The following is a 22,867-nucleotide window of genomic DNA, read 5'->3' on the forward strand; positions in this document are numbered from 1 at the left end:
CCCGTGCTGACACTTGCCGTTCTCATCCCGCTTCTTGCCGCCGCCGTGCTGGCGTTGGCGCCCGTCGGCGCAGGCGCCGCCCGCTGGACGGCTACGGGCGCGCCCGCGCTGTCGCTGCTGGCGCTGATCGCCGTCTGGGCCGGCGGGGGCGAGGGGTTCCGCGCGGTGGCCGAGGCGCCGTGGATACCGACGCTGGGCATTGCCTGGCGCGTGGGCGTAGACGGCATGTCGCTGGCGCTGGCGCTGATGAGCGCGCTGATCTTCGTGGCAGCCTCGGCCTGGCCGATGGAGGTGCACCACCCGCGCAGCTACTACGCGTGGATGGCGTTCCTCGCCGGGGTCTCGATCGGGCTGTTCGTGACCCTGGACCTGATCGTCTTCTACGTGTTCTTCGATCTGAGCCTCGTGGGAATGTATTTCCTCATCGGGCGCTGGGGCCACGGCGAGGCGCAGCACGCAGCGCTGAAGTTCTTCATCTACACGCTGGCCGGGTCGCTTCTGATCCTGATCGGCATCATCGTGCTGGCGCTGAACATGCCGCAGATGACTTTCGACATGCGCGCCATCATCGACAGCCCGCCGCTGGCCGCCGCTGGCATGGTGCCGGGGCTGATCTTTCTGGCCTTCGTCGTCGGGTTCGGGATCAAGACGCCGGTCTTTCCGGTCCATACCTGGCTTCCGCCCGCCCACGTGAACGCGCCGGGGCCGGCCTCGGCGATCCTGGCGGGGGTGCTTCTGAAGATGGGGACCTACGGGCTGATCCGGATGCCGATGCAGATGATGCCCGAGACCTTCGCGCGGTGGGCGCTGCCGCTGGCCGTGGTCGGGGTCATCTCGATCCTGTGGGGCAGCATCGTCGCCTTCGCGCAGGACAACTTGAAACGGCGCATCGCCTACACCTCGGTCAACCACATGGGATACACCGTGCTGGGCATCGCGGTGGCGGGATCGGCGCTGGGGTCCGAGGCCGCGCGGCAGATGGCGCTGACCGGCGCGGTGGTCGAGATGATCGCCCATGGCCTGATCACCGGCGCGCTGTTCCTGGTGGCGGGCGCGGTCTGGCAGCGGGCGGGCGACTATCACCTGCCCAATTTTGGCGGGCTGGCGGGACCCGCGCCGCGCCTGACGGGGGCCGCGACGCTGGCGGCCTTCGCGTCGCTGGGGCTGCCGGGCCTGGCCGGATTCGTGGCCGAGCTGCATATCTTCCTCGGCACCTTCGCCGTCTATCCGTGGCTTGGGGCGATCGGCCTTCTGGGCATCCTGATCACCGCCGCGCTGTTCTTGCGGATGATCCGGCAGATGTTCTTCGGCGACATGCCGAAGGAGCGGGCGGGCTTCACCGACCTGACCGGGACCGAGACGGCGCTTCTGGCGGGGCTTCTGGCGCTGGTGGTGCTGATCGGCATCTGGCCCGCCTGGCTTCTTGAGCTGATCGACGCGGCGGCGCTGATCCCCGTGCTTGGCCCGGGGGGCTGACATGCCCATCGGCGATCTCGCCCCGGAACTGGCGGTCCTGCTGACGGCGGTGGCCGTGTTGCTGCTGGCGATGGTGCTGCCGCAGCGGCGCCATGGCTGGTGCGCCGGGCTGGCCGTTCTGGGCCTTGGCCTGTCCATGGCGCTTGCGCTGGGGCAGGCGGGGGCCGAGCGGCTGACCTTTTCGGGCACCTATGCCCTGGACCCGGCGACGACATGGGCGCGGCTGGCGATCCCGGGTCTTGCGATCCTCTGCGCGGGGCTTGCGCCGCGCTGGCTGGCCACCGACCGGCGGCACGGGGAATTCTACGCCATGCTGCTGTTCTCGACCCTGGGCGCGCTGGCCATGGCGGGCGCGGCAGACCTCATGCAGCTGGTCATGGGCGTGCTGCTGTCGTCGGTCACGGGATACGTGCTGGCCGCCTACCACCGCGACTGGGAGATATCGCTGGAAGCGGGGATGAAATACTTCCTCGTGGGCGCGCTGGCGAACGCCTTCCTGGTCATCGGCGTCGTCTTCGTCATGGGGATCGCCGGGAGCACCGATTACGCGACGCTGTCGGGAGGGATCCCCGAGGACCCGCTGGCGCTGATCGGTCTGACGCTGGTGCTGACGGGGCTGTTCTTCAAGCTCGGCGCCGTGCCAGTGCACACCTGGGTGCCCGACGTGGCCGAGGGCGCGCCGGTCCCGGCCGCGGCGTTCCTGACGGTGGTCCCGAAACTGGCCGGGGCGGTCGCGCTTTACCGGCTGGTGCACCTGGCGCCGGGGCTTGCGGCCCTGCCGCTGCTGATTGCGCTGGTCGCGGCGGCGACCATGACGGTGGGCAATCTCACCGCGATCTGGCAGGACGACCTGCGCCGGCTGATCGGCTGGTCCTCGGTCAGCCAGACCGGCTATGCGCTGATGGCCGTCGCGGTGGTCGGCGTGGCGCCCATGGCGCTTCCCGCGCTGCTGGGCTTCATGACGGTCTATGGCCTGGCCAACGTCGTGGCCTTCGCCGTGGTGGCCGAGCTGCGCGGGCGCACGCGGATCGCCGATTACCGCGGGCTGTTGCGGGCGCGTCCCGGCGCCGTGGTGGCCCTGACGCTGGCCTTCCTGTCGCTGGTGGGCATCCCGCCGCTGGCCGGGTTCCTGGGCAAGTTCGCACTGTTTTCCGCAACGCTCGGCACCGGGTTCGGCTGGCTGGCGGTCGTCGCGGTCGCCAACACGGTCGTGTCGCTGTTCTACTACCTGCGGGTCATCGCGCCCGCGGTCTTCGCGGCGCCCGAGGGCCCGGTCGAGACGCTGGGCGGCTCGGCGCGGGCGGTGCTGTGGATCTCGGTCGCGATCCTGGTTGGCGCGACGGTCCTGTGGGCGCCCTTCTGGGCGTCGCTGGGGCAGGGGCTGCTGCCCTGAGCCGTCTGCGCGCGTGACCGGCCCGGCCTTGGGGGCCGGACCGGTCGGGCGGGTTACTTGGCCATCTCGACCACGGTGAGCTTGCCGTTCACCCGGTCTGCCGCGAAGGAAATCCGGTCACCTTCCGCAAGGTCGTCGATGGCGACGCTGTCCGAGACCTCGAAGACCATCTTCATGGCGGGCATGTCGAGATTGGCCAGCGGGCCGTGGTCGATGGTCAGCTTGTTCCACTGCCGGTCGATCTTGGTGATCGTGCCGTCGGCGAAATGCCCGTCGGCCAGGGCAGGGGCAGCCGCCAGGGCCAGCGCGGCGGCGAAGACGAAGTGTTTCATGTGAGATGTCCTTGGTTCAGTTGACGATGAGGGGGCCGTGCATGCCGGCGTCGTAGTGGCCGGGGATGAGGCAGGCGAACTGGAAGGTGCCCGCCTCGGCGAAGGTCCACAGGATCTCGCCGCTTTCGCCCGGTTCGAGATGCACGGCGTTGGGGTCGTCGTGCTCCATCTCGGGGAAGCGCTCCATCAGGGCCTTGTGCTCTTCGACGTTGGGCAGGGTATCCATGACGAATTCGTGGGGAAGCGCGCCGGTATTCGTGATCGCCAGCCGCACGGTTTCGCCTTCCGAGACGTCCAGCGATGCGGGCTCGAAAATCATCCGGCCGTCCTCGGTCTCGGCCATTCGGATCTCGATGGTGCGCGTGGGCTCGCTCTCGGCGGGGCTGCCGATGGCCATGGCCGCGTGGCCATGTCCGCCGGCATGGGTGCCCGCGGCCATCAGGCCGGTGGGCAATGCCGCGGCAACCAGCGCCAGGGCAAGGAAAGGTCCGTTCATTCGAGTGTCCTTCGTGTCAAAGAGGATCTTCTCATCCGTTGCCATGTCCGCCGTGCCCGCCATGGGCCCGCGGCGTGACGATGGTTTCGGGGGAGCTCTGGCGGGCGTGGTCCGGCAGTTCGCCGGTCCATTCCCAGGCTTCGGTGCCGGGCGGGTTCTGATACCAGCCGGGATCGGTGTAGTCGCCGGGCGCGATGCCGTCGCGCACCTTCACGACCGAGAACATGCCGCCCATCTCGAGCGGGCCGTGCGGGCCCCAGCCCGTCATCATCGGGATCGTGTTGTCCGGGATCTCCATCGACATCTCGGCCATGTCGGCCATCCCGGCCGTGCCCATGGGCATGTAGCCGGGGGTCTGGCGGCGGATCATCTGCGTCAGCCGCGACTTGTCGGCCCCGATGAAGGTCGGCAGGTCGTGGCCCATGGCGTTCATCGTGTGGTGCGACTTGTGGCAGTGGATCGCCCAGTCGCCCTCGTGCACGGCGTCGAATTCGTAGGCGCGCATGGCGCCCACGGGGATGTCGATGCTGACCTCGGGCCAGCGCGCCGTCTCCGGCACCCAGCCGCCATCTGTGCAGGTGACCTCGAAATCGTAGCCGTGCATGTGGATCGGGTGGTTGGTCATCGTCAGGTTGCCGCAGCGCACGCGCACCCGGTCGCCCTTTGCCACCACCAGCGGGTCGATGTCCGGGAAGATCCGGCTGTTCCAGGTCCACATGTTGAAGTTCGTCATCTCGGCCACGCGGGGGATGTAGGTGCCCGGGTCGATGTCGTAGGCCGCCAGCAGGAAGGCGAAGTCGCGGTCGACGGGCATGAAGTCCGGGTCGCGCGGATGCACGATGAAGAGGCCCATCATCCCCATGGCCATCTGCACCATCTCGTCGGCGTGGGGGTGATACATGAAGGTGCCGGATTTCGTCAGGTCGAACTCGTAGACGAAGGTCTTGCCGGGCGGGATCGCGGGGTGCGACAGGCCGCCCACGCCATCCATGCCCGATGGCAGTATCAGCCCGTGCCAGTGCACCGACGTGTGTTCGGGCAGGCGGTTGGTCACGTAGATGCGCACCCTTTCGCCCTCGACCGCCTCGATCGTCGGGCCGGTGGACTGGCCGTTATAGCCCCACAGCCGCGCGATCATGCCGTTGGCCATGACCCGTTCCACCGGCTCGGCCACGAGGTGGAATTCCTTTACGTTGCCGTTCATCCGCCAAGGCAGCGACCAGCCGTTCAGCGTGACCACGGGGTTGTAGTCGGGGCCCTGGCCCGGGCGCGGCGGAACCTGCGTCGCCGCGTCGTTCACGACGGCCAGTTCCGGCAGGTCGCGGAACCGGGTCTGGGCGGTGGCGGCCGAGGCCAGGACGGCGCCGGCCCCGGCGGTGAGCATCTGTCTGCGGTTGATCATTCGGTGTCTCCTTCTGCGGCGCCGCCCCAGATCGCCGCCGAAACGGCAACCTCGGCGCGCCAGTAATCCGCCTTGGCCTCGGCCGCGCCCAGCTCGGCCTCGAGGGCTTCGCGCGCATCCGCGATCAGCTCGAAGGTCGAGGTGAGCATGCCGTTGTAGCTTTTGAGCGCTTCCTCATCGATGGTGCGGCGCAGCGGCAGCACCTGGTCGCGCCAGTGCCGCGCGATGTCGTAGCGGCCCTCAACGGCGGCATGGGCCGCGCGCGCCTCGGCCCGCGCGTCGATGGCCGTCTGCGCCAGCGCGTTGGCGGCGTGAAGATAGGCCATCTGTCCCCGCCGGCCCTTCAACGCGGCGGTGTCATAAAGCGGGATCTCGAACCCGATCTCGAGCACCGGGGTGGTCTCGGTCTCGCGGCCCGCGTCGCCGTCGGTCCGCTCGACCTCGACCCCCGCGGCCAGCGCGATGTCCGAGATCATGCGCGTCTGTCCGTCGAGCCGGTATTCCCGGGCCACGCGGTCCAGCGCGAGGCGACCGGCCGCGATGTCCACGCGGTGCTCCAGCGCCATGCGTTCCACGTTGGCGCGGCCCGGTCGGCGGCCGGGTAGGGATGGCAGGCGGTCGGGCACGTAGAAGGTGGCTTCGGGACCGCTGAGCCCCATGAGCCGCGCCAGCCTTTCCTTGGCCAGCCGCGCCTCGAGCCGGGCCTCGGCGCGTTCGGCGGCCAGCGCGGCGGTGAAGGCGTATTCGCGCGCCTGGTCCGACGCGCTCAGGGCACCGGTGCGGCCCAGCTCGGCCGCCAGTTCCGACGCGGCGTCGGCCGTGCCCTGCGCGCGTCCCACGAGGGCGGCGGCCTCGAAGGCCGCGACCGCGTCGATCCACGCCAGCCTCGTCTCCCACGCGAGCGCAAGCGTCGCCGCCAGGACGTTGAGCTGGGCGATCTGGAAATCGGTCATCGCCAAGGCACCGCGCTGCTTGCGCGTGGCGAGATCCAGGAGCGAGCCGACGATGACGGCCTCGAAGGCATCGGCGATGCCGACCTCGCCGATCCCGCTGATCCCGACGGCCAGCGCCGGGTTGGGGCCAAGCCCGGTTTCCCAGACATCGGCGGCGGCGAAGCCGAGATCGGCGAAGGCCGCCTGCAAGCCGCGGTTGTTCATCAGCGCGACCTGCACGGCGGTATCGGGCCCGATGGTCTTGCCGGCGATCAGCGCCTTGACCCGTGCCTCGTTCGCGGCCAGCTCGGCGCTGTTCTGCGCCCAGGTCGGGCTGGCGCCCGTCGCATCGCGCGATTTCGAACTCAGAAGCGCGAAGCCCGGCCGCGGGTCCGAGCCGGCGCCGACCAGCGCGGTGTCCGCGCAGGCGGCCAGCAGGGCGGGGAGGGCGAGCGCCGTTACGGATAGCAGTCTCATGATCCGCCCCCCGGGGCCTGGCGGTCGTTCAGCCGCCGCCAGTCGGCGGGCGCCTCGACCCGACGTGGCTGGTAGGACAGGACCGGTTCGGTCGGTGCGGTCCCGGTGGCGCGCGTGTCGGCCGGTCCGATGAAGGCCGCGCTTTGCGGAAGGTCCGGCAGCGGCGCGCAGCCGGCCAGAAGAAACGGCACGGTGGCCGCGAGTCGGAAAGTCATGAATTGCCTCTGGGTCCAAGTAACGTTCGCGCCGGGCGGGGCCGGCAGGACGCGCTCAGGCCTTCGGAGGCCGTCTCAGCCCGGTCGGGTCGATGAGGTTCGCCCCGGCGGCGACCATGGGATCATGCTCGGCCATGGTCAGACGGGATGCGGCGGTAGCGATGCTTGGCAGAATTTCGGTGGCGATCCCGAAGGTCCCGATGCAGCACATGCCCGAGGCGGTCTGCTGCGTGTCGGAGTCCGGCAGCGCGGCGTCGGCGCCATGCATCCCCGCGTGATGGGCTGCGTGCGCCGCATCCGACAGGGTGCCGACGGCCACGGTTGGCGCCATGCAGTCAACCGAGTTTGCCCGCGCCAACGCTGGCTCGATGCCCAAGACCAGCAAGGCCAGGGCAAAGGTCAATCGGGTAAGGAAGGCGCGAACTACGGTCATATCGGCCGCCAGATTGCCGGCTTCCGGGCATCTGGCAAGATGTATTCGTGAGGGCGGGCGAAAGGCGCCGTCACTTGCGCGTGATGCCGCCGGTGCCCGGCCTGCCTTTTCTTCCGGCGATGGGCCGCGCTCATTCGGGACCTTCCGGGCCGCCCCCTTCGCGCCGGTCTTTCCTGCGGCGCAGGGCCAGGACGACCAGCGGCAGGGCGGTCAGCAGGCCGAGCCCGATGGCGAGCCATTCGGCCGCCCCGGCATCCCCGTCCATGGCGATGCTTCCGAAATGCGCCAGCACGAAGCTTGCCGGCAGGATACCGGCCAGCGTGGCCAGCGCGAACCGCCAGAAATGCAGGCGGCTGAGCCCGGCCGCGTAGCTCATGGCGTCGAAGGACACGAAGGGCAGCAGGCGGCTGGCGAAGACCGTCAGCGTCAGCGCGTTCTGCGAGCCCAGCAGACCGTAATCGGCCTTGTCGCCCAGGATGCGTTCGACCGTCCGGCGCCCCACGAACCGGGCGATCAGGAAGGCGGTGATGGCCCCGATCTCGGAGCCGATGGCGACATAGGCCGCGCCCGCGTAATGGCCGTAGGCGGCGCCCGCCGCCAGGGCGATCGGCGCGCTGGGGATCGGGCTGGCCACCACCGCGGCCGTCATCAGGCCGATCACCGCGACCGGCCCCCAGGGTCCGGCCGCGTCCACCCAGCGGGTGATGGTGGTCCTGTCGATGCCGGTGGGCAGCCAATCCATCAGCCATGCCAAGAGCAGCCCGGCGAGCAGCAGGGCGCCCACGCCCGCGGCGACGCGGCGCGCCGTCAGCCCTGCGGCGGCCCGCGTCATTCCTGCTCGGCCTCGCGCCAGCTTTGGCGGCAGACGCTGAACAGGTAGGTGGCCGACCATGTCAGCAGCATGAGCCCCCCGAGCGACTGAAGCATGGTGACGATCCGGATGTCGCCCGTCAGGTTGATGCGGGCAAGCCCCAGCGTGGTGAAGTTCACGCCGGTCAGGTAGATCACGTCGGCCCAGTCCAGCGGACCGGACGTGGTGCCCCCCAGGGCCTCCCAGCGCAGGAGCCACCGGTTCACCAGCGCGAAGACCAGGATCTCGGCCAGGTGAAGCAGCAGAAGGCCAAGGAAGGTGACGTGCACCGCGCGCGACGAGCCGGCTTGTGGGTTCGGCGCCAGCCGCCCCAGCGTGGTCAACGCGTGGTGGTGCACATGCCCCATGGCCGCGACAAGGCAGGTCCCGATGAGCAGCGCGGCGAGGGTCATGGCCGGGCCCTTTCCGCCCGATCCAGCGGACCACGATCGGTCGGGCCGTGCGTGTGCGTCGGAGTGGATGTCGGCGTGTCTGAGCCGGGATGAGAATGCTGGCGCATCTGGGATGTCCCCCTGTTTCGATCTGGCCCGGCCGCGCGGGCCGGTCCACCCTGCAACGCGCCGTCGCCGGATCAGTTCTGATCGGCCGTGTCTCCCATCGGGCGGCCGTCCCGCATGGCGCCCTGCATCCAGCCCGCGCGCCCGGCGAAGTTGTCCACCTCGTCCGGGGTCACCGTCCCGTCGCCGTCGGAGTCGAGATGCTGGAACCGGTCGACCGTGCGCTCGCGCATCATCGCGGCGTGCCATCCCGCGAATTCGTCGAGGCTTAGCGCGCCGTCGTCGTTCGCGTCGTATTCGTCGAGCCGGCCACGCAAGCTTTCGGCGCTCATGCCCTGTGGCATGCCATCCATCGTGCCCTGGCCCATCATCGTCATCATATCGCGATCCATCATCGCGCCCGCATCGCCACCGGCGCCGCCCATCGTGCCCGCGCCGTGCATCCGCTGCATCATGTGCCGCATGCCCTGCATCATGTCGTGGGGCGCGCCGTCCATGGCGATGCCGCCACCTTGGCTGCCGGCGCCACCGGCATTGTCGCCATGATTGTGGCTTGCGGCCGCGGCGGCCCCGGCGGTCAGCGCCGTGATGGCAAGAATTCCAGCGGTTCGTGCGAGTGTGGGCATCAGTATCTCCATTGCGTTCGGCTTGGTGATCGCCAGATGGTCCGCCCGCGACAGAGGAAAACCCGTCGCGCCGCTGAGAATTGTATCGGTCTGTCGCAGACCCGGTGGATGATACACACCGCGACAAAATTCGTTGTGACCCCGAGGTGTTTCGTCCGATATGAGGCCGCATGGCACAGCCGCCGCATATCCTTGTCGTGGACGACCACGCGCAGATCCGCGAAAGCGTGACGCGCTATCTCGAACGCAACGGGATGCGGGCCACGGCTGCGAAGGACGCCGCCGAGATGGACGCGAAACTGGCGGCTGGGCAGTTCGACCTTGTGGTGCTGGACGTGATGATGCCGGGCGAGGACGGCCTGTCCGCCTGCCGCAGGCTGAGCGCCGAGGCGACGGTTCCGATCATCATGCTGACCGCGCTCGACGGCGAGACGGATCGCATCGTCGGGCTCGAGACCGGGGCGGACGATTACCTTGCCAAACCCTTCAACCCCCGCGAATTGCTGGCGCGGATCAGGTCCGTCCTGCGGCGCAGCACCCGCGACGACCGGCTTGCGGGTCGCCTGGCGGGGCAGCGGGTGCGGTTCGGGCACCTGACGCTCGACACCGACCGGCAGACCCTGTCGGGCGCCGCGCGGGGGGAGATCCCCCTGACCGATTCCGAGTTCCGCCTTCTGGTCGTGCTGCTGGAGCGCGCGCGGCTGGTTCTGAGCCGCGACCAGCTTCTTGACCTGACGGCGGGCCGTTCGGCGGGGCCCATGGACCGGACCATCGACAACCAGATCAGCCGCCTGCGCCGCAAGATCGAACCCGACGTGCTGCGCCCCACGATCATCAAGACGGTGCGCAACGGCGGCTATTGCCTGGCCGTGGATGTCGCGCCCGTCTGATGACGCTCGGGCGCCCTACATCCCTGAGGGTCCAGCTGATCCTGCTGGTGGTGGCCGCCCTGGCCGCGGCGCAGGGTGTGAGCCTTCTGCTTTTCGCCGATGAACGCAGTCTCGCTATCCGGGCCGCGCTGGGGTTCGAAGCCGCCGGGCGGGCGGCGAATGTCGCGCGCCTGATCGAGGAGGCGCCGCCCGATCTGCACGGCTCGATCATTCGCGCGGCGAACTCGCCCCTCGTGCGCTTCGAGCTGTCGGACACGGCCGAGGTCCGGCACATGGATCACTCGGCCGGCGGGGTCGTCGAAGCCCGGATACGGACGTTGCTGGATGACGGGTTCAGCCGCGATATCCGCGTCGAGCTGCACCAAGTCGAAGGGCAGCTCATGCCGCTGCCGAACCTGTCGCCCGAGATGACCGACATGCACGCGGCCATGATGCGCGGCGAGCTGACGGCGGTCGAGATGAACCTGTCCATTGCACTCGCGGGTGGCGGCTGGCTGAATGTCGGGACGCGGTTCGAGCGACCGCCGATCCAGTGGCCCCTCCACGCGCCCCTGACCTTCGCTATTTCGGCGGCGGTGCTGCTGGTCGCCGTGATCTGGTTCGTGATGGCGCGGCTGACCGGTCCGCTCAGGCGATTGGCGGGGGCGGCCGACAGGCTCGGGCGGGGCGAGGATGTCGGCGCGTTGCCCGTGGCCGGTCCGACCGAGGTGCGCGACCTGACCGTCGCGTTCAACCGGATGCAGGACCGGCTGACCCGGTTCGTCGGCGACCGGACCCGGATGCTGGCCGCCTTGGGCCATGATCTGCGCTCGCCGCTCACTGCGTTGCGGGTGCGCGCCGAGATGGTCGACGACGACGAAACGCGCGACAGCCTCGTCGCGTCGGTGGAAGAGATGCAGGGCATGGTCGACGCGACCCTGACATTCGCCCGCGGCCTGACCGGCTCGGAGCCGCCCGAGAGCGTGGACCTGCGCGCCTTCCTCGATGGCCTGCGCCACGACATGCACGGCGCTTTCGAGATCGCTCCGGGCCCGGCCGTCACCCTGCGCCTGCGGCCCGCGGCCCTGCGCCGGGCGCTGCGCAACCTGATCGAAAACGCCCGACGATATGGCGGTGGCGCTATGGTCGGCTGGTCGCGGCAGGACGACGCCGTGATCGTGACTGTGGACGACGCGGGGCCTGGCATTCCTGCCGTCCAGCTCGAACAGGTTTTCGATCCGTTCTACCGGCTCGAATCCTCGCGGTCGCGCGAGACCGGGGGACATGGCCTGGGCCTGTCCATCGCGCGCACGATCGTCCGAGCCCACGGTGGCGACATCACGCTTCGCAACCTCAAAGGGGGCGGCCTGCGCGCCGCGGTCTTTATCCCGATTGCGGTATCGACAGCGGACGCCGTGACGCCAATTTGACATCTTTATTTTGGAATATGATATGCTGCCGCAACGGCTCAATTCGCATGCGGAGGGATAGCAGATGATGTGGGGTAGCGGGCACGGGATATTCGGTGGGCTTTGGATGATCCTGTTCTGGGGGATCATCATCGCCCTGATTGTCTGGGCGGTCATGGCCCTGCGCGGAAAAGGGGGCAATGGCGGGCCCGACGCGACGGGGCGGCCCGACGCGCTGGAGACCCTTCGCGAGCGGCTGGCCAAGGGCGAGATCGACGAAGAGGAGTTCCGTCGCCGCAAGGCCGCGCTGGACGAATGACCCGACATTCGGGCCCAGGCCGCGCGGCCCGGATGCGTCACTCGGTCGACGCGGTCCGGTCCTTGGCAGGTTCGCCGTCGCCGGTGGCAGAGCGGAGCGCCGCAAGCACGGCATCGGCGGACAGGATTTCCGACAGCACGATCCCGTCCGGCGCGCCAGGACCATAGACGGCGCTGAACGGGATGCCGTAGCGTCCGAAACGCTCGAGGTAGCGCGCGATACCATCGTCGGGCCGGGTCCAGTCCGCCTGCATCGCGACGACCCCGTCGGCTTGCAGCGCCGTTCGCACCGGGTCGCGGTCAATGACCAGCGCCTTGTTCGCCTTGCAGGTCAGGCACCAATCCGCCGTCACGTCCAAGAAGACGACGCGCCCTTGGGACACGTTGCGCGCGATGTCCGCCCGGTCGAACGTGTTCCAGTCCAGCGACGCGCGCGCGGCGGACGGGGCAGGGGCCTCCTGCAAACGCGGGGCCGTGGCCAGCGCCAGCGCGGCACAGACCGCGACCACGGGCCAGCGGGCCACCGGAGGCAGGCGGCGGACCGACAGGGCCAACACCAGCAGGGCCGACAGCCCGCCGACGGCCAGCGCGGCGGCCGGCCCGGCGACCCCGACCATCACGAACAGGAGCCACGCGACGGTCCCCGCCAGCAGCGCGCCGAGGACCAGCTTCAGCCCCGTCATCCAACGGCCGGGTTTCGGCATCCAGGCGACCGCGCGGGGGAACGCGGCGACGGCAAGATACGGCACGGCCAGCCCGACCCCCAGCCCGGTGAAGACGATGAAGATGTCGACGCCGCGCCCGGCCAGTGCGAAGGTGATCGCGGTGCCCAGGAACGGTGCCGAGCACGGGGTCGCCATGACCGCGCCGAAGAGTCCGGTCAGGAAATCGGCCGCGCGGCCCTGGCTGCCCCCGGCATTCGCAAGCCAGGTCTGGAGACGCGACGGCAGGACCACCTCGAACCCGCCGAGCATGTTCGTCGCGAAGACCGACAGGATCAGGATCATCAGCGCCAGGAAAACCGGGCTCTGGAATTGCAGCCCCCAACCCACCGTGACACCGGCGCGTTGCAGCAGGAACAGGACCAGCGCCAGAACCCACATGAAGCTGAGCACCCCCAGCGCGGCGGCGAGGAACCCGGCGCGCACGTCCCACCGGTCGCGGGCGCCGTGCCTGACCACCGACGACAGCTTGATCGACAGGACTGGCAGGACGCAGGGCATGGCGTTCAGGATCAGACCGCCCAGGAACGCCACAAGGGCGATCGACACCAGCGTCCCCATGGCGGGACCGGCAACCGACGACGTGAACGGCGGGGCAGGGGCCGTTTCAACCCGGTCCGGTTCCAGCGTGACGGCGCGGTCCAGCCCGTCGGTGACAGTCAGCATCGCCTCTTCTACCGTCGCCTCGCCTCCTGACAGGACCGGAAACGTCGCCCAGAGGTCGCGCCCGCCATCGCCCAGACGGATATCGGGTGTGCCGAAGGCGGTGCCGGTGCCGAGTTCGGGAAAGATGTCGGGGCTGCGAAAGGCGGTCGCGCCGCGCAGCGCGACGGTCAGGGTCGTGGCGTCCGCGTCCAGGTAATAGGCGGCCGAAGCGATGCCGCTCTCGGGGCCGGGCACGGGCACCCGAGCGGCGAACGCGGCGATACGAGTTGCGGCCTCGGTGTCGATCCCGGCGCCGCGCGGCAGCGACAGGCTCAGCTCGAAATCCTGCGGCACGCAGATGTCCGAGCACACCAGCAGCGACACAAGCGCCTTCAGCCGTGCGGGCGCGCCCGGCCGGTCGAGCGCGATGCGAAGCGGAAACACGACCTCGTCGCGATAGCCAAAATTCTCGATTCCGAATGCGGTGAACCGTTCGGGTGCGGGCCAGAGAAAGCTGACCCCGGCGATGTTCTCGGACCCCGCCCAGTCGATCGACGGGGGAATGCCGACCTCGCCCGGGGAGCGCCAGTAGGTTTTCCAGCCGTCGCCCAGCTTCAGGTCCAGCCCGGCGGACAAGGTTCCGGCCCCTTCGGGAACGCCGTCCTGTGCCGTGATCAGCCGCGCGGTCACGGCCGGGGATGTCTGGGGGTCCGAGGATGCGGCCATCCCGCCCTCGGGCAGGCCCGCCACGGCCAGCGCGAGGAACAGCGCGCGCCAAAGCCGGATCAGCATACCGAAGTCCAGCCTTCGGCGCGTTCCAGCGCGACGATCTTCTCCAGCACGTTTGTGTCGATCTGGCCTTGGATGACGGTCTTGCCGATCACCAGCGCGGGGGTTCCCACAAAGCCGAAGATTTGCGCCAGCGCCGCCGAGGTCCGGATCTCTTCCAGGACGTCCGCACTATTCATGTCCGCCACCAATTGCCGGTGGTCCAGGCCCACCGACTCGGACAGGGCCTCGAGGTAGCCGTCGGTCGCCCGGAACGGGGACGAGATCAGATGTTCCTGGAAGCGGACATAGGCCCCTTGCCTCTTGGCGGCGAGCGCGGCTTTCGCCGCCAGACGGGAGGTATCCCCCAGCAACGGCAATTCGTGCCAGACGACGCGGACGTCGTCGTCCAGCCAGTCGGCGAGGCTTGCGATCTCTTTCGTCTGAACCCGGCAATAGGGGCAGTAGAAATCCGAAAATGACGCGATCGGGACCGTGTCCGGGTCATCATTTGCATCGCCGTAAAGCGCCGGGCAGATCGCGCCGCGCACGTGTGTGATCGGTAGCTCGGCATCCATGTCCGAGGGGCCGTCGAGACCCACGAAGGCCGCACCCGCCAGGCTGCTCGATCCGGCGGCCATCCGGCGGAAGCCGGGCGGGTCCGCCATGGGCCGAAATTCGGGCAGGGGGGTGAAGCGGTCGATTAGGTCGCGCGCCACGGGCACGGCGCCCGCGACCAGCGCGACGCCGCCGGCGGCCATTAAACGCCTGCGCGCCAGATTGATCATGGCTCAGCCATTTGGGGAAAGGCGGTTGGCGCGGTTGGGATATGCGCGGCCATGGCGATCAGTCGGGGGCCGCGCGCAGGAGGACCTCGGCCGCATCACCGCGGTCGGCCGGGCCCTGTCGCGCCTTATCGCTCGTGACGCTATACCTGACGGTGGGCGCGTCCGCTCCGTGACAGGATTTTTCCTTGACGCGGTGCAGAAGCAGATGCGCACCGACACACAACACCAGCGGCGCGAATAGGCCCGCATTGCGCCACAGCCCGTCGGCCCCGCCGCCGGAAAGGAAAAAGGCCGCCACCGGCGCGAGCATTACCGCGCAACAGGCTATCATTCCGTATGTCATCAGCTTGCGCTGCTTCGGGGCCGTTCCAGGTGCGTCCATGGCCATTATCGATCCTTCCAAATCCGCCGCCATATGCCGTTTTACCGCCGGGGAAGGTCAAGGATACAAAGCTTTACATTTCTCGCGGTTTTGTCAGGTGGATCGCGGCGGGTTCTCGGGTAGTTACCCTGTCGACCGTGACCAAGGGGCGAGATCGAAGAGCAGACGACCCTTCCGGGCGCCGGAGGTGCAAGGAGATGGAATTCGGGACGTGCCCGCCGCAGCATCCGCCCATGATCCCGCGATGAGACGAAGGACGACGCATGGACAAGTTGACCGTTGTGGTGGCGGGCGTGCTGATTGCCGGGATCGGTGCCGTCGGCTGGCAGATGTTCGCCGCGGGGCCGCAGGGGGCGGGCCATTCGATGGCACCGCCGGACACGACCGCCCTGGCCGAGGGCGCGCCGATCGTCGAGGTGCGACTGCCCGATGAGCTTTCGGGCAACGCCGAGCTGGGGAAATCGATCTTCGAGGCCAAGTGCGCCACGTGCCACGGCCAGAACGCTGCGGGACAGAACGGTGTCGCGCCGCCGCTGGTCCACCAGATTTACGAACCCGGGCATCATTCCGACATGGCCTTCGTGATGGCAGCCCAGAACGGAGTGCGGGCGCATCACTGGCGCTTCGGCAACATGCCGCCCGTTGACGGCGTCACGCAGGGTGACGTCAAGATGGTGACAGCTTACGTTCGGGAATTACAGCGGGCCAACGGGATCGAGTGATGATAGCGCGGTATGCGGTAGTCCTGTTGAACGCGTTCGTTCTTGGCGCCTTGCTGCTGTTCGCGGCCGAGGCAAAGGCCGGGATCGGGCATGGTGACGACCTAACCGTTGCGGCCCACCTCACGGCTTCGACCGACGCCCATGCGGGCGACCATACCCACGACGACCGCATCGACCATTGCCACCCGGGCCTCGATTGCTTCAGCCCCGTGGTCTTCAGCCTTCGGGTCGGTGTGCATCCGCCGGAAGCGGTGACCGCCGCCGATTACCTCTCCACCTGCCACGCCTATGACGGCATATCGCCGGGGCTGGACGTTCCGCCACCGCGCCTCCGGGCCTGATCTTGGACCACACCGAAATCAGACCTTGCGGAGACGAGAAACAATGAAGATCACCACTACCCTGGCAGCGATTGCCATGACCGGAACGACCGTGGCCGCGCTGGCCCATAGCGGCGCGACCGGCATCGTGAAAGAGCGTATGGACGGCATGAAGGCCATGGGCGATGCCGTGAAATCCGTCGCGCCGATGATGCGCGGCGAGATGGAATACGACGCCGACACCATGCGCGCGGCCGCCCGCACGTTCCAGCAGCACGCGGGCGAGGCCATGACCGAGCTGTTCCCCGAAGGCTCGGGCGGGATGCCGTCCGAGGCGAAGGATGCCGTCTGGGAGGACTGGGACGCGTTCGCAGACCTTGCCGATCGGTTGGCCGTCTATGCCGAGGGGCTGGAAGGCGCCGCCGGAAACGGCATGGGGCAGGGCGGCCAGATGGGCACCGGGTCGATGATGGGCGGCGGGTCCATGACGGGCGACGCCTCGGGCATGATGGGCGGCAGCGCGATGATGGGCGCCGGCGGATCTGACATGATGACCGCCGAGCACATCGCCGAGATGCCGGTTGATGCAGCCTTCACCATGACCACCGAGGTCTGCTCGGCCTGCCATTCGCGGTTCCGAGCGGAAGACGGCTGACCATGGGCAGGATCGTCTTGTGGACGGCCGGCGCGGCGGCATTCGGTGTCGCCGCGCTGAGCGCCGTGATCGCCTGGCCCGTGGGAAGCGCGCCCGGACCCATCGGGCTTCAGGGCAACGCCCAGCGGGGCGCCTATCTCGCGCGCGCGAGCGGATGCATCGCGTGCCATTCGAATTTCGAGGACGGCGGTGCTCCCCTCGCGGGCGGGGCGCCCCTGCAAACCGATTTCGGGACCTTCTATCCGCCGAACCTGACCACCGATCCCGATCACGGGATCGGCGACTGGACGGCCGAATCCTTTGCCAAGGCCGTCCGGCAGGGCGTGGCCCCGGATGGCGACCCCTATTACCCGTCCTTCCCCTATCCGTTCTACGCCGAGTTCTCGGACCAGCAGATGGCCGACCTATGGGCCGCGTTCCAGACCGTCGCTCCGGTGGCCGAGTCGGCGCCCGACCACGATGTCGGCTTCCCCTTCGATCAGCGCTGGGGGCTGAAGCTGTGGCGCGCAGCCTTCTTCTACGACCCGATGACCGACCCGGTGCCGGGGCGCAGCGAGGCGTGGAACCGCGGGCGCGAACTGGTGCGCGGCGCCGCCCATTGCGGGGCCTGCCACACCCCGCGCAACCTGGCCGGGGGCCGTGACCTGGGGGCGGTCTTCGCGGGCAATCCCGCGCTTCCCGGCGAGGGCAAGGCGCCGTCGATCCGGCCCGGCGCGCTGGCCGAGGGCGGCTGGACGGTGTCGTCGCTGTCCTACGCGCTGAAATCCGGCCTCACGCCGTCGGGCGACGCCTTCGGCGGCAGCATGGCCGAGGTCGTGCGCGAGGGGACGCGATTCCTGTCCGACGCCGATCGCGACGCCATGGCGACCTACCTGCTGGAAGGCGAGGACGGCGGGCGCGAGCGCCTGGCCCAACGCGGCCCGGACGCGGCCAGTGCCACCGGGAAACCCGAATGATCAGATCGCGGGATGTGCGCACACGAAGCGCCCCGCGTAGCAGATGGAGCGACAAGATGATGTTTGGCAGACGCGATGTCCTGCGCATGGCCACGGCCGCGGGACTTGGATCGGCCTTGCCGGGCGGCGGGCTTGCGGCCGCGACCGATGCGGGGATCGAGGAACTCCGGGCGCGGGTGACACCGTTCCGGCTGTTGCCCGACGACTATCCGATGACCGAGATCTGGGGCTATGGCCCGACCGCGCCCGGCCCCGAGATCCGGGTGCGGCAGGGGGACCGGGTCGCCCGCCGTTTCGTCAACGACCTGCCGCAGGGCAGCTCGATCCACTGGCATGGCATCCGCATCGCCAACGGCATGGACGGTGTCTCGGGCCTTACGCAGGAGCCGGTCGCGCCGGGTATGCGCTTCGACTACGATTTCGAGGCGCCCGATGCGGGCACCTACTGGTATCACGCGCATAACCGGTCGTGGGAGCAGGTCGCGCGGGGCCTGCACGGCGCGTTGATCGTCGAGGAAGCCACCCCGCCCGACGTGGACCGCGAAGAGGTCATGGTGTTGGGTGACTGGCTGCTGAACCCGGAAACCGGGCAGATCGACGACAATTTCGACCACCCGATGATGATGAGCCACGGCGGGCGGATCGGGAACTATATCACCGTCAACGGCCGCTCGGACCTGACGCTGCCCGCCCGCCGGCACGAGCGGCTACGCCTGCGGCTGATCAACGCCTCGAACGCGCGGATCTTCCCGCTGACCCTTCCGGGCCTGGCGGGCTGGGTCGTGGCGCTGGACGGCATGCCGCTGGACGCGCCCGAGCCGATCGGGGACGTGCTGGTTTTGGGGCCCGCGCAACGGGCCGACCTGATCGTCGATGTCGTTGCGGACGCGGGCGGGCAGGCGGGCCTGGACCAGGTGGAGGAGGACGGTGACTACTTCCTGGCGGCGTTCGACGTCACCGGCACGGCGGCGCAGACCCGGCGCGGCACGCCCGCGCCCCTGCCGCCCAACCCGAATACCGGCTTGCCCGACCTGTCCGCCGCGACCCCGCTGCGCCTTGTCATGGCGGGCGGCGCCATGGGCCGCATGCAATCGGCCGTTCTGAACGGCACGCGCATGGGCTTTCGCGAGCTGATCGCCGAGGGGCGGTTCTGGGCGCTTAACGACATGGCCGCCATGACCGATACACCGCTGGCCGAGCTGGGCCTGGGCGAGCCTGTGCGACTGGAGATCGTGAACGAGACGGTCTTCCCGCACGCGATGCACCTGCACGGCATGCATTTCCGCGAAGTCACCGCCGACGGCGCGCTGGGGCCGTTGCGCGATACCCTCCTGGTGGGCGGGCAGGAAACGCGCGAGATCGCGTTCACGGCCGACAATCCCGGCGACTGGCTGTTCCATTGCCACATGCTGAGCCACGCGGCGTCGGGCATGACGACCTGGCTGCGGGTCACGTGAGGATCGCGGTTCTCTACGGGATCGCGGCCCTGATCGCCGGGATCGGCGTCTGGGCTCTGCTGGGGCGCGGCGGGGCGGAGGCCACCGCTGCCGGTCCGGTTGACCTGGCGCGAGGCAGGGCGCTTTACGAAGAGAACTGCTCGTCGTGCCATGGGTCCGAACTCCAAGGGCAACCCGACTGGCAAAGCCCGGGGCCGGACGGCCGCCTGCCCGCGCCGCCCCATGACGAGACCGGGCACACATGGCACCACCCCGACACCGTGCTGTTTGACTATACCAAGCTCGGCGGCAACGCGCTGATGGCGCAGCAGGGCGTCGATTTCGACAGTGGGATGCCGGGCTTCGGGGACATCCTGACCGACCGGCAGATCCGCGACGTGCTGGCCTTCATTCGCTCAACCTGGCCCGAGCGTATCAGGGACATTCAGGCGGACCGAACGCTGGCCCAGGACGGGGCCGGCTGATCGGTGCCCGGCACGCACGCTGGCCAAGACCTTCGCGGAATTCATGGCGCATTCGCTCGAGACCGGAGCCCGGCGCGACCGGCACGGCTGGAGGGCGGCCTGGAAGCATAGCTTCCCGACGCTGGCCGTCGCGAACGTTCCGACGCTGTTGTTCCTGGTCGCTGCAAGCGGCTTCCTGACGGTCGAGTCCACCGTCGGCTTGTCCCAAATCTTCTGCGTCGCGCTTCTCGCAATTCTGGGTGCACGCACCGGATGGAAGGTCGATGCAAGCGCAAGGTCGGCGCTGCTCGGAGCTTTTTTCGCCGGGGGCGTAGGTCTTGCGCTCGCCTTTCTGAAATTCGCCATTCACTGAAGCATCTCCACTCTCGGTTATCAGTGAGTTTCGGATCAAACGCGCACCTATCGTTTCCGACCCAGGGGCGGTCAGGTTAACGAACGCTTTTCTGCTGAGAGAAACTCGGTTGAACGGAACTCGGTGATCCTCGCAGCGAACTTCCGCTTTCCGCCCATCTTGCTGCCTGGCTCGCCATCGCAGATAAGGTATGCTGTCCGCCCGATGATCACATCCCTGCGCCGCATACCTTTACCCGAGTCAAATAGCGCTCGGCGGAAGCGCTCCTGACACAGCCCAGCCCGCGCTCGCACGAGAAAAAACCGACGGCCCTCCTTGACCTTCCAGTGACTGGAGGCCCCGTGTCGGGCGTGTCACCGATCCCAGGAAGTTGCCATGCCCGATCCCAAGACCATCACGCTGTCCGTCGACGGCATGTCCTGCGCGTCCTGCGTGGGGCGGGTGGACAGGGGCCTGTCGGTGCTGGAGGGCGTCGGCGATGTCTCGGTGAACCTCGCCTCCGAAACCGCGCGGCTGATCGTCGACCGGCCGAACCGGGTCGCCGACGTGGTCGCCGCGCTGAGTGACCTCGGATACCCGGCGCGCACCTCCAGCGTGACGCTGAACGTCGACGCCATGTCCTGCGCGTCCTGTGTGGGGCGGGTGGACCGGGCGCTGGCCGCCGTGCCGGGCGTGCTCGACGTGAACACGAACCTCGCCGCCGAGACGGCGAGCGTGCGCTTCGCCGAAGGCGCGGTGAGCACGGCGGACCTGGTCGAGGCCAGCCGCGCGGCAGGATATCCCGCGACGGCGGCCGAGGGCGCTGGTCGCTCCCATCGCAAGGCCGACGAGGCGCGCGCGCTGGCGCGCCGCACCGCGCTTGCCGCAGCGCTCGCGCTGCCGGTCTTCCTGGTCGAGATGGGTGGCCACGCCATCCCGGCCTTCCACCACTGGATCAACGCCACAATCGGCCAGCAGACCAGCTGGCTTCTGCAATTCGCGCTGACGACCGCCGTGCTGGCCGGGCCGGGGCGGATGTTCTTCACCAAGGGCCTCCCCGCGCTGATGAAGGGCGCGCCCGACATGAACAGCCTCGTCGCCGTGGGCACGGGGGCGGCCTATCTCTATTCGGTCGTCGCGACCTTCCTGCCGGACCGGCTGCCGGACTCCGTGCGCGCCGTCTATTTCGAAGCGGCGGCGGTGATCGTCGTGCTGATCTTGGTGGGCCGGTTCCTCGAGGCGCGGGCCAAGGGCCGCACCGGCGCCGCGATCCAGAAGCTCCTGGGATTGCAGCCCCGCACCGCCCGCGTGCTGCGCGACGGCGACAGCGTCGAGGTCGCGGTCGACGACATCGTGCGCGGCGACATCGTCGTGGTGCGGCCGGGCGAACGCATCGCCGTGGACGGCGAAGTGGTCGACGGCACCTCGCGCCTGGACGAAAGCATGCTGACGGGCGAGCCGGTGCCGGCCGAGAAGGGGGCCGGCGACGCGGTCACCGGCGGCACCGTGAACGGTGCGGGCAGCCTGACCTTCCGCGCCACCCGGGTGGGCGGCGACACGACGCTGTCGCAGATCATCCGCATGGTGGAAGAGGCGCAGGGCGCCAAGCTGCCGATCCAGGGACTGGTCGACCGCATCACCCTGTGGTTCGTGCCCGCCGTCATGGGCATCGCCGCGCTGACCGTGCTGGTTTGGCTGGTGGTCGGGCCGTCCCCGGCGCTGACGCTGGCGCTGGTCGCGGGCGTTTCGGTGCTGATTATCGCCTGTCCCTGCGCCATGGGGCTGGCCACGCCGACCTCGATCATGGTGGGCACCGGGCGGGCGGCCGACATGGGCGTGCTGTTCCGCAAGGGCGACGCGCTCCAGCAGCTCGACAGCGTCACGGTGGTGGCGCTCGACAAGACCGGCACGGCGACCGAGGGCCGGCCCGAGCTGACCGACCTCGAGCTGGGCGACGGCTTCGACCGCGCCGACGTGTTGTCGAAGCTGGCCGCGGTCGAGGACCGGTCCGAACACCCCATCGCCGATGCCATCGTCCGCGCCGCCCGCGCCGAGGGCGCGCGCCACGCCGAGGCCGGGAATTTCCAGTCGGTCACGGGCCATGGCGTGCGCGCCACTGTCGACGGCGCCGAGGTGTTGGTGGGGGCCGAGCGGATGATGACGCGCGAGGGCGTGGATATCGCCCCGCTGGCCGCACGGGCCACCGCGATCGCCGGTCGCGGCCGCACGGCGTTGTTCGCCGCCATCGACGGGCGGCTGGCCGCCGTCATCGGCGTGGCCGACCCAGTGAAGCCCGCCAGCCGCGCGGCCATCTCGGCCCTGCACGACAAGGGCCTGAAAGTGGCGATGATCACCGGCGACCGCCGAGAGACTGCCGAGGCCATCGCCCGCGAGACGGGCATCGACCACGTCATCGCCGGGGTGCTGCCCGACGGCAAGGTGGCGGCGCTGGACGACCTTCGCGGCGCGGACGGAGTGGTGGCCTTCGTCGGCGACGGCATCAACGACGCGCTTGCGCTGGCCCATGCCGATGTGGGCATCGCCATCGGCACAGGCACCGACGTGGCCATCGAAAGCGCCGACGTGGTGCTGATGTCGGGCGACCTGGCGGGCGTGGTCAACGCCTTCGCAGTGTCGCGGGCGACCATGCGCAACATCCGCCAGAACCTGTTCTGGGCCTTCGGCTACAACATCGCGCTGATCCCGGTGGCGGCGGGCGTGCTCTATCCGGCCTTCGGGGTGCTGCTATCGCCGGTGCTGGCTGCCGGCGCCATGGCGCTGTCGTCGGTTTTCGTCCTCACCAACGCGCTGCGCCTGCGCCGCGTCGCCCCGGCCATGGCCGAGCGGTCGGGGCAGACCGCGGCCGCCAAGGCGGCGCCGGTTGCGGCGCCCGCGGAATAGGAGGGAGAGA

Annotated in this window: 25 protein-coding genes; 13 read left to right on the forward strand and 12 right to left on the reverse strand. The window is 69.2% G+C overall.

Going from position 1 to position 22,867, the window contains the following annotated elements; all coding sequences use genetic code 11:
• Positions 1 to 3: 3 nt before the first annotated feature.
• Both BMX96_RS02605 and BMX96_RS02610 read left to right on the forward strand, forming a co-directional pair.
• Positions 4 to 1,476 (forward strand): complex I subunit 4 family protein, encoded by a 1,473-nt coding sequence (locus BMX96_RS02605; protein WP_091843970.1) that lies wholly within the window; start codon positions 4 to 6, stop codon positions 1,474 to 1,476.
• 1 nt (position 1,477) lies between these two features.
• Positions 1,478 to 2,869, forward strand: coding sequence for an NADH-quinone oxidoreductase subunit N (locus BMX96_RS02610; RefSeq protein WP_091843972.1), 1,392 nt, complete (start codon positions 1,478 to 1,480; stop codon positions 2,867 to 2,869).
• A 53-nt stretch (positions 2,870 to 2,922) separates the two neighbouring features.
• Here BMX96_RS02610 and BMX96_RS19830 read toward each other — a convergent pair whose 3' ends face one another.
• The 9 genes from BMX96_RS19830 to BMX96_RS19840 all read right to left on the reverse strand — a co-directional run bounded on the left by BMX96_RS19830 (position 2,923) and on the right by BMX96_RS19840 (position 9,150).
• On the reverse strand, positions 2,923 to 3,201 hold the full coding sequence (locus BMX96_RS19830; protein WP_091843974.1) for a copper-binding protein: 279 nt from the start codon (positions 3,199 to 3,201) through the stop codon (positions 2,923 to 2,925).
• A gap of 16 nt (positions 3,202 to 3,217) precedes the next feature.
• Positions 3,218 to 3,697: a cupredoxin domain-containing protein gene (locus BMX96_RS19835; RefSeq protein ID WP_091843976.1), complete on the reverse strand. Its 480-nt coding sequence runs from the start codon at positions 3,695 to 3,697 to the stop codon at positions 3,218 to 3,220.
• A gap of 31 nt (positions 3,698 to 3,728) precedes the next feature.
• Positions 3,729 to 5,099 carry a multicopper oxidase family protein gene (locus BMX96_RS02625; protein WP_091843978.1) on the reverse strand — a complete coding sequence of 457 codons (1,371 nt, stop codon included), beginning with the start codon at positions 5,097 to 5,099 and terminating at the stop codon, positions 3,729 to 3,731.
• Positions 5,096 to 6,508 (reverse strand): TolC family protein, encoded by a 1,413-nt coding sequence (locus tag BMX96_RS02630; protein WP_091843982.1) that lies wholly within the window; start codon positions 6,506 to 6,508, stop codon positions 5,096 to 5,098. The genes BMX96_RS02625 and BMX96_RS02630 overlap by 4 nt, the downstream gene beginning before the upstream one ends.
• Positions 6,505 to 6,723, reverse strand: coding sequence for a hypothetical protein (locus BMX96_RS02635; RefSeq protein ID WP_091843984.1), 219 nt, complete (start codon positions 6,721 to 6,723; stop codon positions 6,505 to 6,507). The genes BMX96_RS02630 and BMX96_RS02635 overlap by 4 nt, the downstream gene beginning before the upstream one ends.
• A 55-nt stretch (positions 6,724 to 6,778) precedes the next feature.
• Positions 6,779 to 7,156 carry a hypothetical protein gene (locus BMX96_RS02640; protein WP_091843986.1) on the reverse strand — a complete coding sequence of 126 codons (378 nt, stop codon included), beginning with the start codon at positions 7,154 to 7,156 and terminating at the stop codon, positions 6,779 to 6,781.
• A gap of 130 nt (positions 7,157 to 7,286) precedes the next feature.
• Positions 7,287 to 7,988: a TVP38/TMEM64 family protein gene (locus BMX96_RS02645; protein WP_091843989.1), complete on the reverse strand. Its 702-nt coding sequence runs from the start codon at positions 7,986 to 7,988 to the stop codon at positions 7,287 to 7,289.
• The gene (locus BMX96_RS02650; RefSeq protein WP_073126158.1) at positions 7,985 to 8,419 is read right to left on the reverse strand and encodes an ion channel; all 435 of its coding nucleotides are present in this window, start codon (positions 8,417 to 8,419) and stop codon (positions 7,985 to 7,987) included. The genes BMX96_RS02645 and BMX96_RS02650 overlap by 4 nt, the downstream gene beginning before the upstream one ends.
• Before the next feature lie 179 nt (positions 8,420 to 8,598).
• Positions 8,599 to 9,150 carry an EF-hand domain-containing protein gene (locus tag BMX96_RS19840; RefSeq protein WP_091843991.1) on the reverse strand — a complete coding sequence of 184 codons (552 nt, stop codon included), beginning with the start codon at positions 9,148 to 9,150 and terminating at the stop codon, positions 8,599 to 8,601.
• 170 nt (positions 9,151 to 9,320) lie between these two features.
• On the opposite strand from BMX96_RS19840, the gene BMX96_RS02660 reads away from it, so the two are divergent.
• The 3 genes from BMX96_RS02660 (at position 9,321) to BMX96_RS02670 (ending at position 11,747) form a co-directional block, all read left to right on the forward strand.
• Positions 9,321 to 10,040, forward strand: coding sequence for a response regulator (locus tag BMX96_RS02660; protein WP_091843993.1), 720 nt, complete (start codon positions 9,321 to 9,323; stop codon positions 10,038 to 10,040).
• Positions 10,040 to 11,449 (forward strand): ATP-binding protein, encoded by a 1,410-nt coding sequence (locus tag BMX96_RS02665; protein WP_091843995.1) that lies wholly within the window; start codon positions 10,040 to 10,042, stop codon positions 11,447 to 11,449. The genes BMX96_RS02660 and BMX96_RS02665 overlap by 1 nt, the downstream gene beginning before the upstream one ends.
• Positions 11,450 to 11,555: 106 nt before the next feature.
• Positions 11,556 to 11,747 (forward strand): SHOCT domain-containing protein, encoded by a 192-nt coding sequence (locus tag BMX96_RS02670; protein ID WP_236736931.1) that lies wholly within the window; start codon positions 11,556 to 11,558, stop codon positions 11,745 to 11,747.
• Positions 11,748 to 11,784: 37 nt separating this feature from the next.
• Here the strand turns inward: BMX96_RS02670 and BMX96_RS02675 are convergent, their stop codons facing one another.
• From BMX96_RS02675 to BMX96_RS02685, 3 genes are read right to left on the reverse strand one after another with little or no spacing between them, the layout of a single operon-like run.
• The gene (locus tag BMX96_RS02675) at positions 11,785 to 13,905 is read right to left on the reverse strand and encodes a protein-disulfide reductase DsbD family protein (protein WP_091843999.1); all 2,121 of its coding nucleotides are present in this window, start codon (positions 13,903 to 13,905) and stop codon (positions 11,785 to 11,787) included.
• The gene (locus BMX96_RS02680; protein WP_091844001.1) at positions 13,899 to 14,669 is read right to left on the reverse strand and encodes a DsbA family protein; all 771 of its coding nucleotides are present in this window, start codon (positions 14,667 to 14,669) and stop codon (positions 13,899 to 13,901) included. Before BMX96_RS02680 ends, BMX96_RS02675 begins: the two co-directional genes overlap by 7 nt.
• Before the next feature lie 58 nt (positions 14,670 to 14,727).
• The gene (locus BMX96_RS02685; protein WP_091844003.1) at positions 14,728 to 15,057 is read right to left on the reverse strand and encodes a DUF2933 domain-containing protein; all 330 of its coding nucleotides are present in this window, start codon (positions 15,055 to 15,057) and stop codon (positions 14,728 to 14,730) included.
• Between the two features lie 257 nt (positions 15,058 to 15,314).
• Between BMX96_RS02685 and BMX96_RS02690 the strand changes: the two genes are divergently transcribed.
• The 8 genes from BMX96_RS02690 (at position 15,315) to BMX96_RS02725 (ending at position 22,857) form a co-directional block, all read left to right on the forward strand.
• The gene (locus tag BMX96_RS02690) at positions 15,315 to 15,773 is read left to right on the forward strand and encodes a c-type cytochrome (RefSeq protein ID WP_091844005.1); all 459 of its coding nucleotides are present in this window, start codon (positions 15,315 to 15,317) and stop codon (positions 15,771 to 15,773) included.
• A 26-nt stretch (positions 15,774 to 15,799) separates the two neighbouring features.
• The gene (locus BMX96_RS02695) at positions 15,800 to 16,114 is read left to right on the forward strand and encodes a hypothetical protein (RefSeq protein WP_139209933.1); all 315 of its coding nucleotides are present in this window, start codon (positions 15,800 to 15,802) and stop codon (positions 16,112 to 16,114) included.
• 43 nt (positions 16,115 to 16,157) lie between these two features.
• A complete protein-coding gene (locus BMX96_RS02700; RefSeq protein WP_091844009.1) occupies positions 16,158 to 16,748 on the forward strand; it encodes a c-type cytochrome in 591 nt (196 codons plus the stop codon).
• A gap of 2 nt (positions 16,749 to 16,750) precedes the next feature.
• Positions 16,751 to 17,704, forward strand: coding sequence for a c-type cytochrome (locus BMX96_RS02705; protein WP_091844011.1), 954 nt, complete (start codon positions 16,751 to 16,753; stop codon positions 17,702 to 17,704).
• 56 nt (positions 17,705 to 17,760) lie between these two features.
• Complete coding sequence (locus tag BMX96_RS02710) at positions 17,761 to 19,161, forward strand: multicopper oxidase family protein (RefSeq protein ID WP_091844013.1); 1,401 nt, start codon at positions 17,761 to 17,763, stop codon at positions 19,159 to 19,161.
• Between the two features lie 56 nt (positions 19,162 to 19,217).
• Positions 19,218 to 19,625, forward strand: coding sequence for a c-type cytochrome (locus tag BMX96_RS02715; RefSeq protein ID WP_236736953.1), 408 nt, complete (start codon positions 19,218 to 19,220; stop codon positions 19,623 to 19,625).
• Between the two features lie 43 nt (positions 19,626 to 19,668).
• A complete protein-coding gene (locus BMX96_RS02720) occupies positions 19,669 to 19,977 on the forward strand; it encodes a hypothetical protein (RefSeq protein ID WP_091844017.1) in 309 nt (102 codons plus the stop codon).
• Between the two features lie 375 nt (positions 19,978 to 20,352).
• Positions 20,353 to 22,857 (forward strand): heavy metal translocating P-type ATPase, encoded by a 2,505-nt coding sequence (locus BMX96_RS02725; protein ID WP_091844019.1) that lies wholly within the window; start codon positions 20,353 to 20,355, stop codon positions 22,855 to 22,857.
• Positions 22,858 to 22,867: the final 10 nt, after the last annotated feature.

The organism is Palleronia pelagia, from assembly GCF_900110115.1.
Classification (GTDB): Bacteria; Pseudomonadota; Alphaproteobacteria; order Rhodobacterales; family Rhodobacteraceae; genus Palleronia; species Palleronia pelagia.

Excerpts from the sequence above, each read along its gene's own strand:
- BMX96_RS02650 (WP_073126158.1), bottom strand. The coding sequence starts at position 8,419 with ATGACCCTCGCCGCGCTGCTCATCGGGACCTGCCTTGTCGCGGCCATG.
- BMX96_RS02630 (WP_091843982.1), bottom strand. The coding sequence starts at position 6,508 with ATGAGACTGCTATCCGTAACGGCGCTCGCCCTCCCCGCCCTGCTGGCC.
- BMX96_RS02685 (WP_091844003.1), bottom strand. The coding sequence starts at position 15,057 with ATGGCCATGGACGCACCTGGAACGGCCCCGAAGCAGCGCAAGCTGATG.
- BMX96_RS02635 (WP_091843984.1), bottom strand. The coding sequence starts at position 6,723 with ATGACTTTCCGACTCGCGGCCACCGTGCCGTTTCTTCTGGCCGGCTGC.
- BMX96_RS02690 (WP_091844005.1), top strand. The coding sequence starts at position 15,315 with ATGGACAAGTTGACCGTTGTGGTGGCGGGCGTGCTGATTGCCGGGATC.
- BMX96_RS02665 (WP_091843995.1), top strand. The coding sequence starts at position 10,040 with ATGACGCTCGGGCGCCCTACATCCCTGAGGGTCCAGCTGATCCTGCTG.
- BMX96_RS02670 (WP_236736931.1), top strand. The coding sequence starts at position 11,556 with ATGATCCTGTTCTGGGGGATCATCATCGCCCTGATTGTCTGGGCGGTC.
- BMX96_RS02680 (WP_091844001.1), bottom strand. The coding sequence starts at position 14,669 with ATGATCAATCTGGCGCGCAGGCGTTTAATGGCCGCCGGCGGCGTCGCG.
- BMX96_RS02640 (WP_091843986.1), bottom strand. The coding sequence starts at position 7,156 with ATGACCGTAGTTCGCGCCTTCCTTACCCGATTGACCTTTGCCCTGGCC.
- BMX96_RS02610 (WP_091843972.1), top strand. The coding sequence starts at position 1,478 with ATGCCCATCGGCGATCTCGCCCCGGAACTGGCGGTCCTGCTGACGGCG.
- BMX96_RS02675 (WP_091843999.1), bottom strand. The coding sequence starts at position 13,905 with ATGCTGATCCGGCTTTGGCGCGCGCTGTTCCTCGCGCTGGCCGTGGCG.
- BMX96_RS02645 (WP_091843989.1), bottom strand. The coding sequence starts at position 7,988 with ATGACGCGGGCCGCCGCAGGGCTGACGGCGCGCCGCGTCGCCGCGGGC.
- BMX96_RS02725 (WP_091844019.1), top strand. The coding sequence starts at position 20,353 with ATGCCCGATCCCAAGACCATCACGCTGTCCGTCGACGGCATGTCCTGC.
- BMX96_RS02710 (WP_091844013.1), top strand. The coding sequence starts at position 17,761 with ATGATGTTTGGCAGACGCGATGTCCTGCGCATGGCCACGGCCGCGGGA.
- BMX96_RS19835 (WP_091843976.1), bottom strand. The coding sequence starts at position 3,697 with ATGAACGGACCTTTCCTTGCCCTGGCGCTGGTTGCCGCGGCATTGCCC.
- BMX96_RS02720 (WP_091844017.1), top strand. The coding sequence starts at position 19,669 with ATGGCGCATTCGCTCGAGACCGGAGCCCGGCGCGACCGGCACGGCTGG.
- BMX96_RS02700 (WP_091844009.1), top strand. The coding sequence starts at position 16,158 with ATGAAGATCACCACTACCCTGGCAGCGATTGCCATGACCGGAACGACC.
- BMX96_RS02660 (WP_091843993.1), top strand. The coding sequence starts at position 9,321 with ATGGCACAGCCGCCGCATATCCTTGTCGTGGACGACCACGCGCAGATC.
- BMX96_RS19830 (WP_091843974.1), bottom strand. The coding sequence starts at position 3,201 with ATGAAACACTTCGTCTTCGCCGCCGCGCTGGCCCTGGCGGCTGCCCCT.
- BMX96_RS02625 (WP_091843978.1), bottom strand. The coding sequence starts at position 5,099 with ATGATCAACCGCAGACAGATGCTCACCGCCGGGGCCGGCGCCGTCCTG.
- BMX96_RS19840 (WP_091843991.1), bottom strand. The coding sequence starts at position 9,150 with ATGCCCACACTCGCACGAACCGCTGGAATTCTTGCCATCACGGCGCTG.
- BMX96_RS02705 (WP_091844011.1), top strand. The coding sequence starts at position 16,751 with ATGGGCAGGATCGTCTTGTGGACGGCCGGCGCGGCGGCATTCGGTGTC.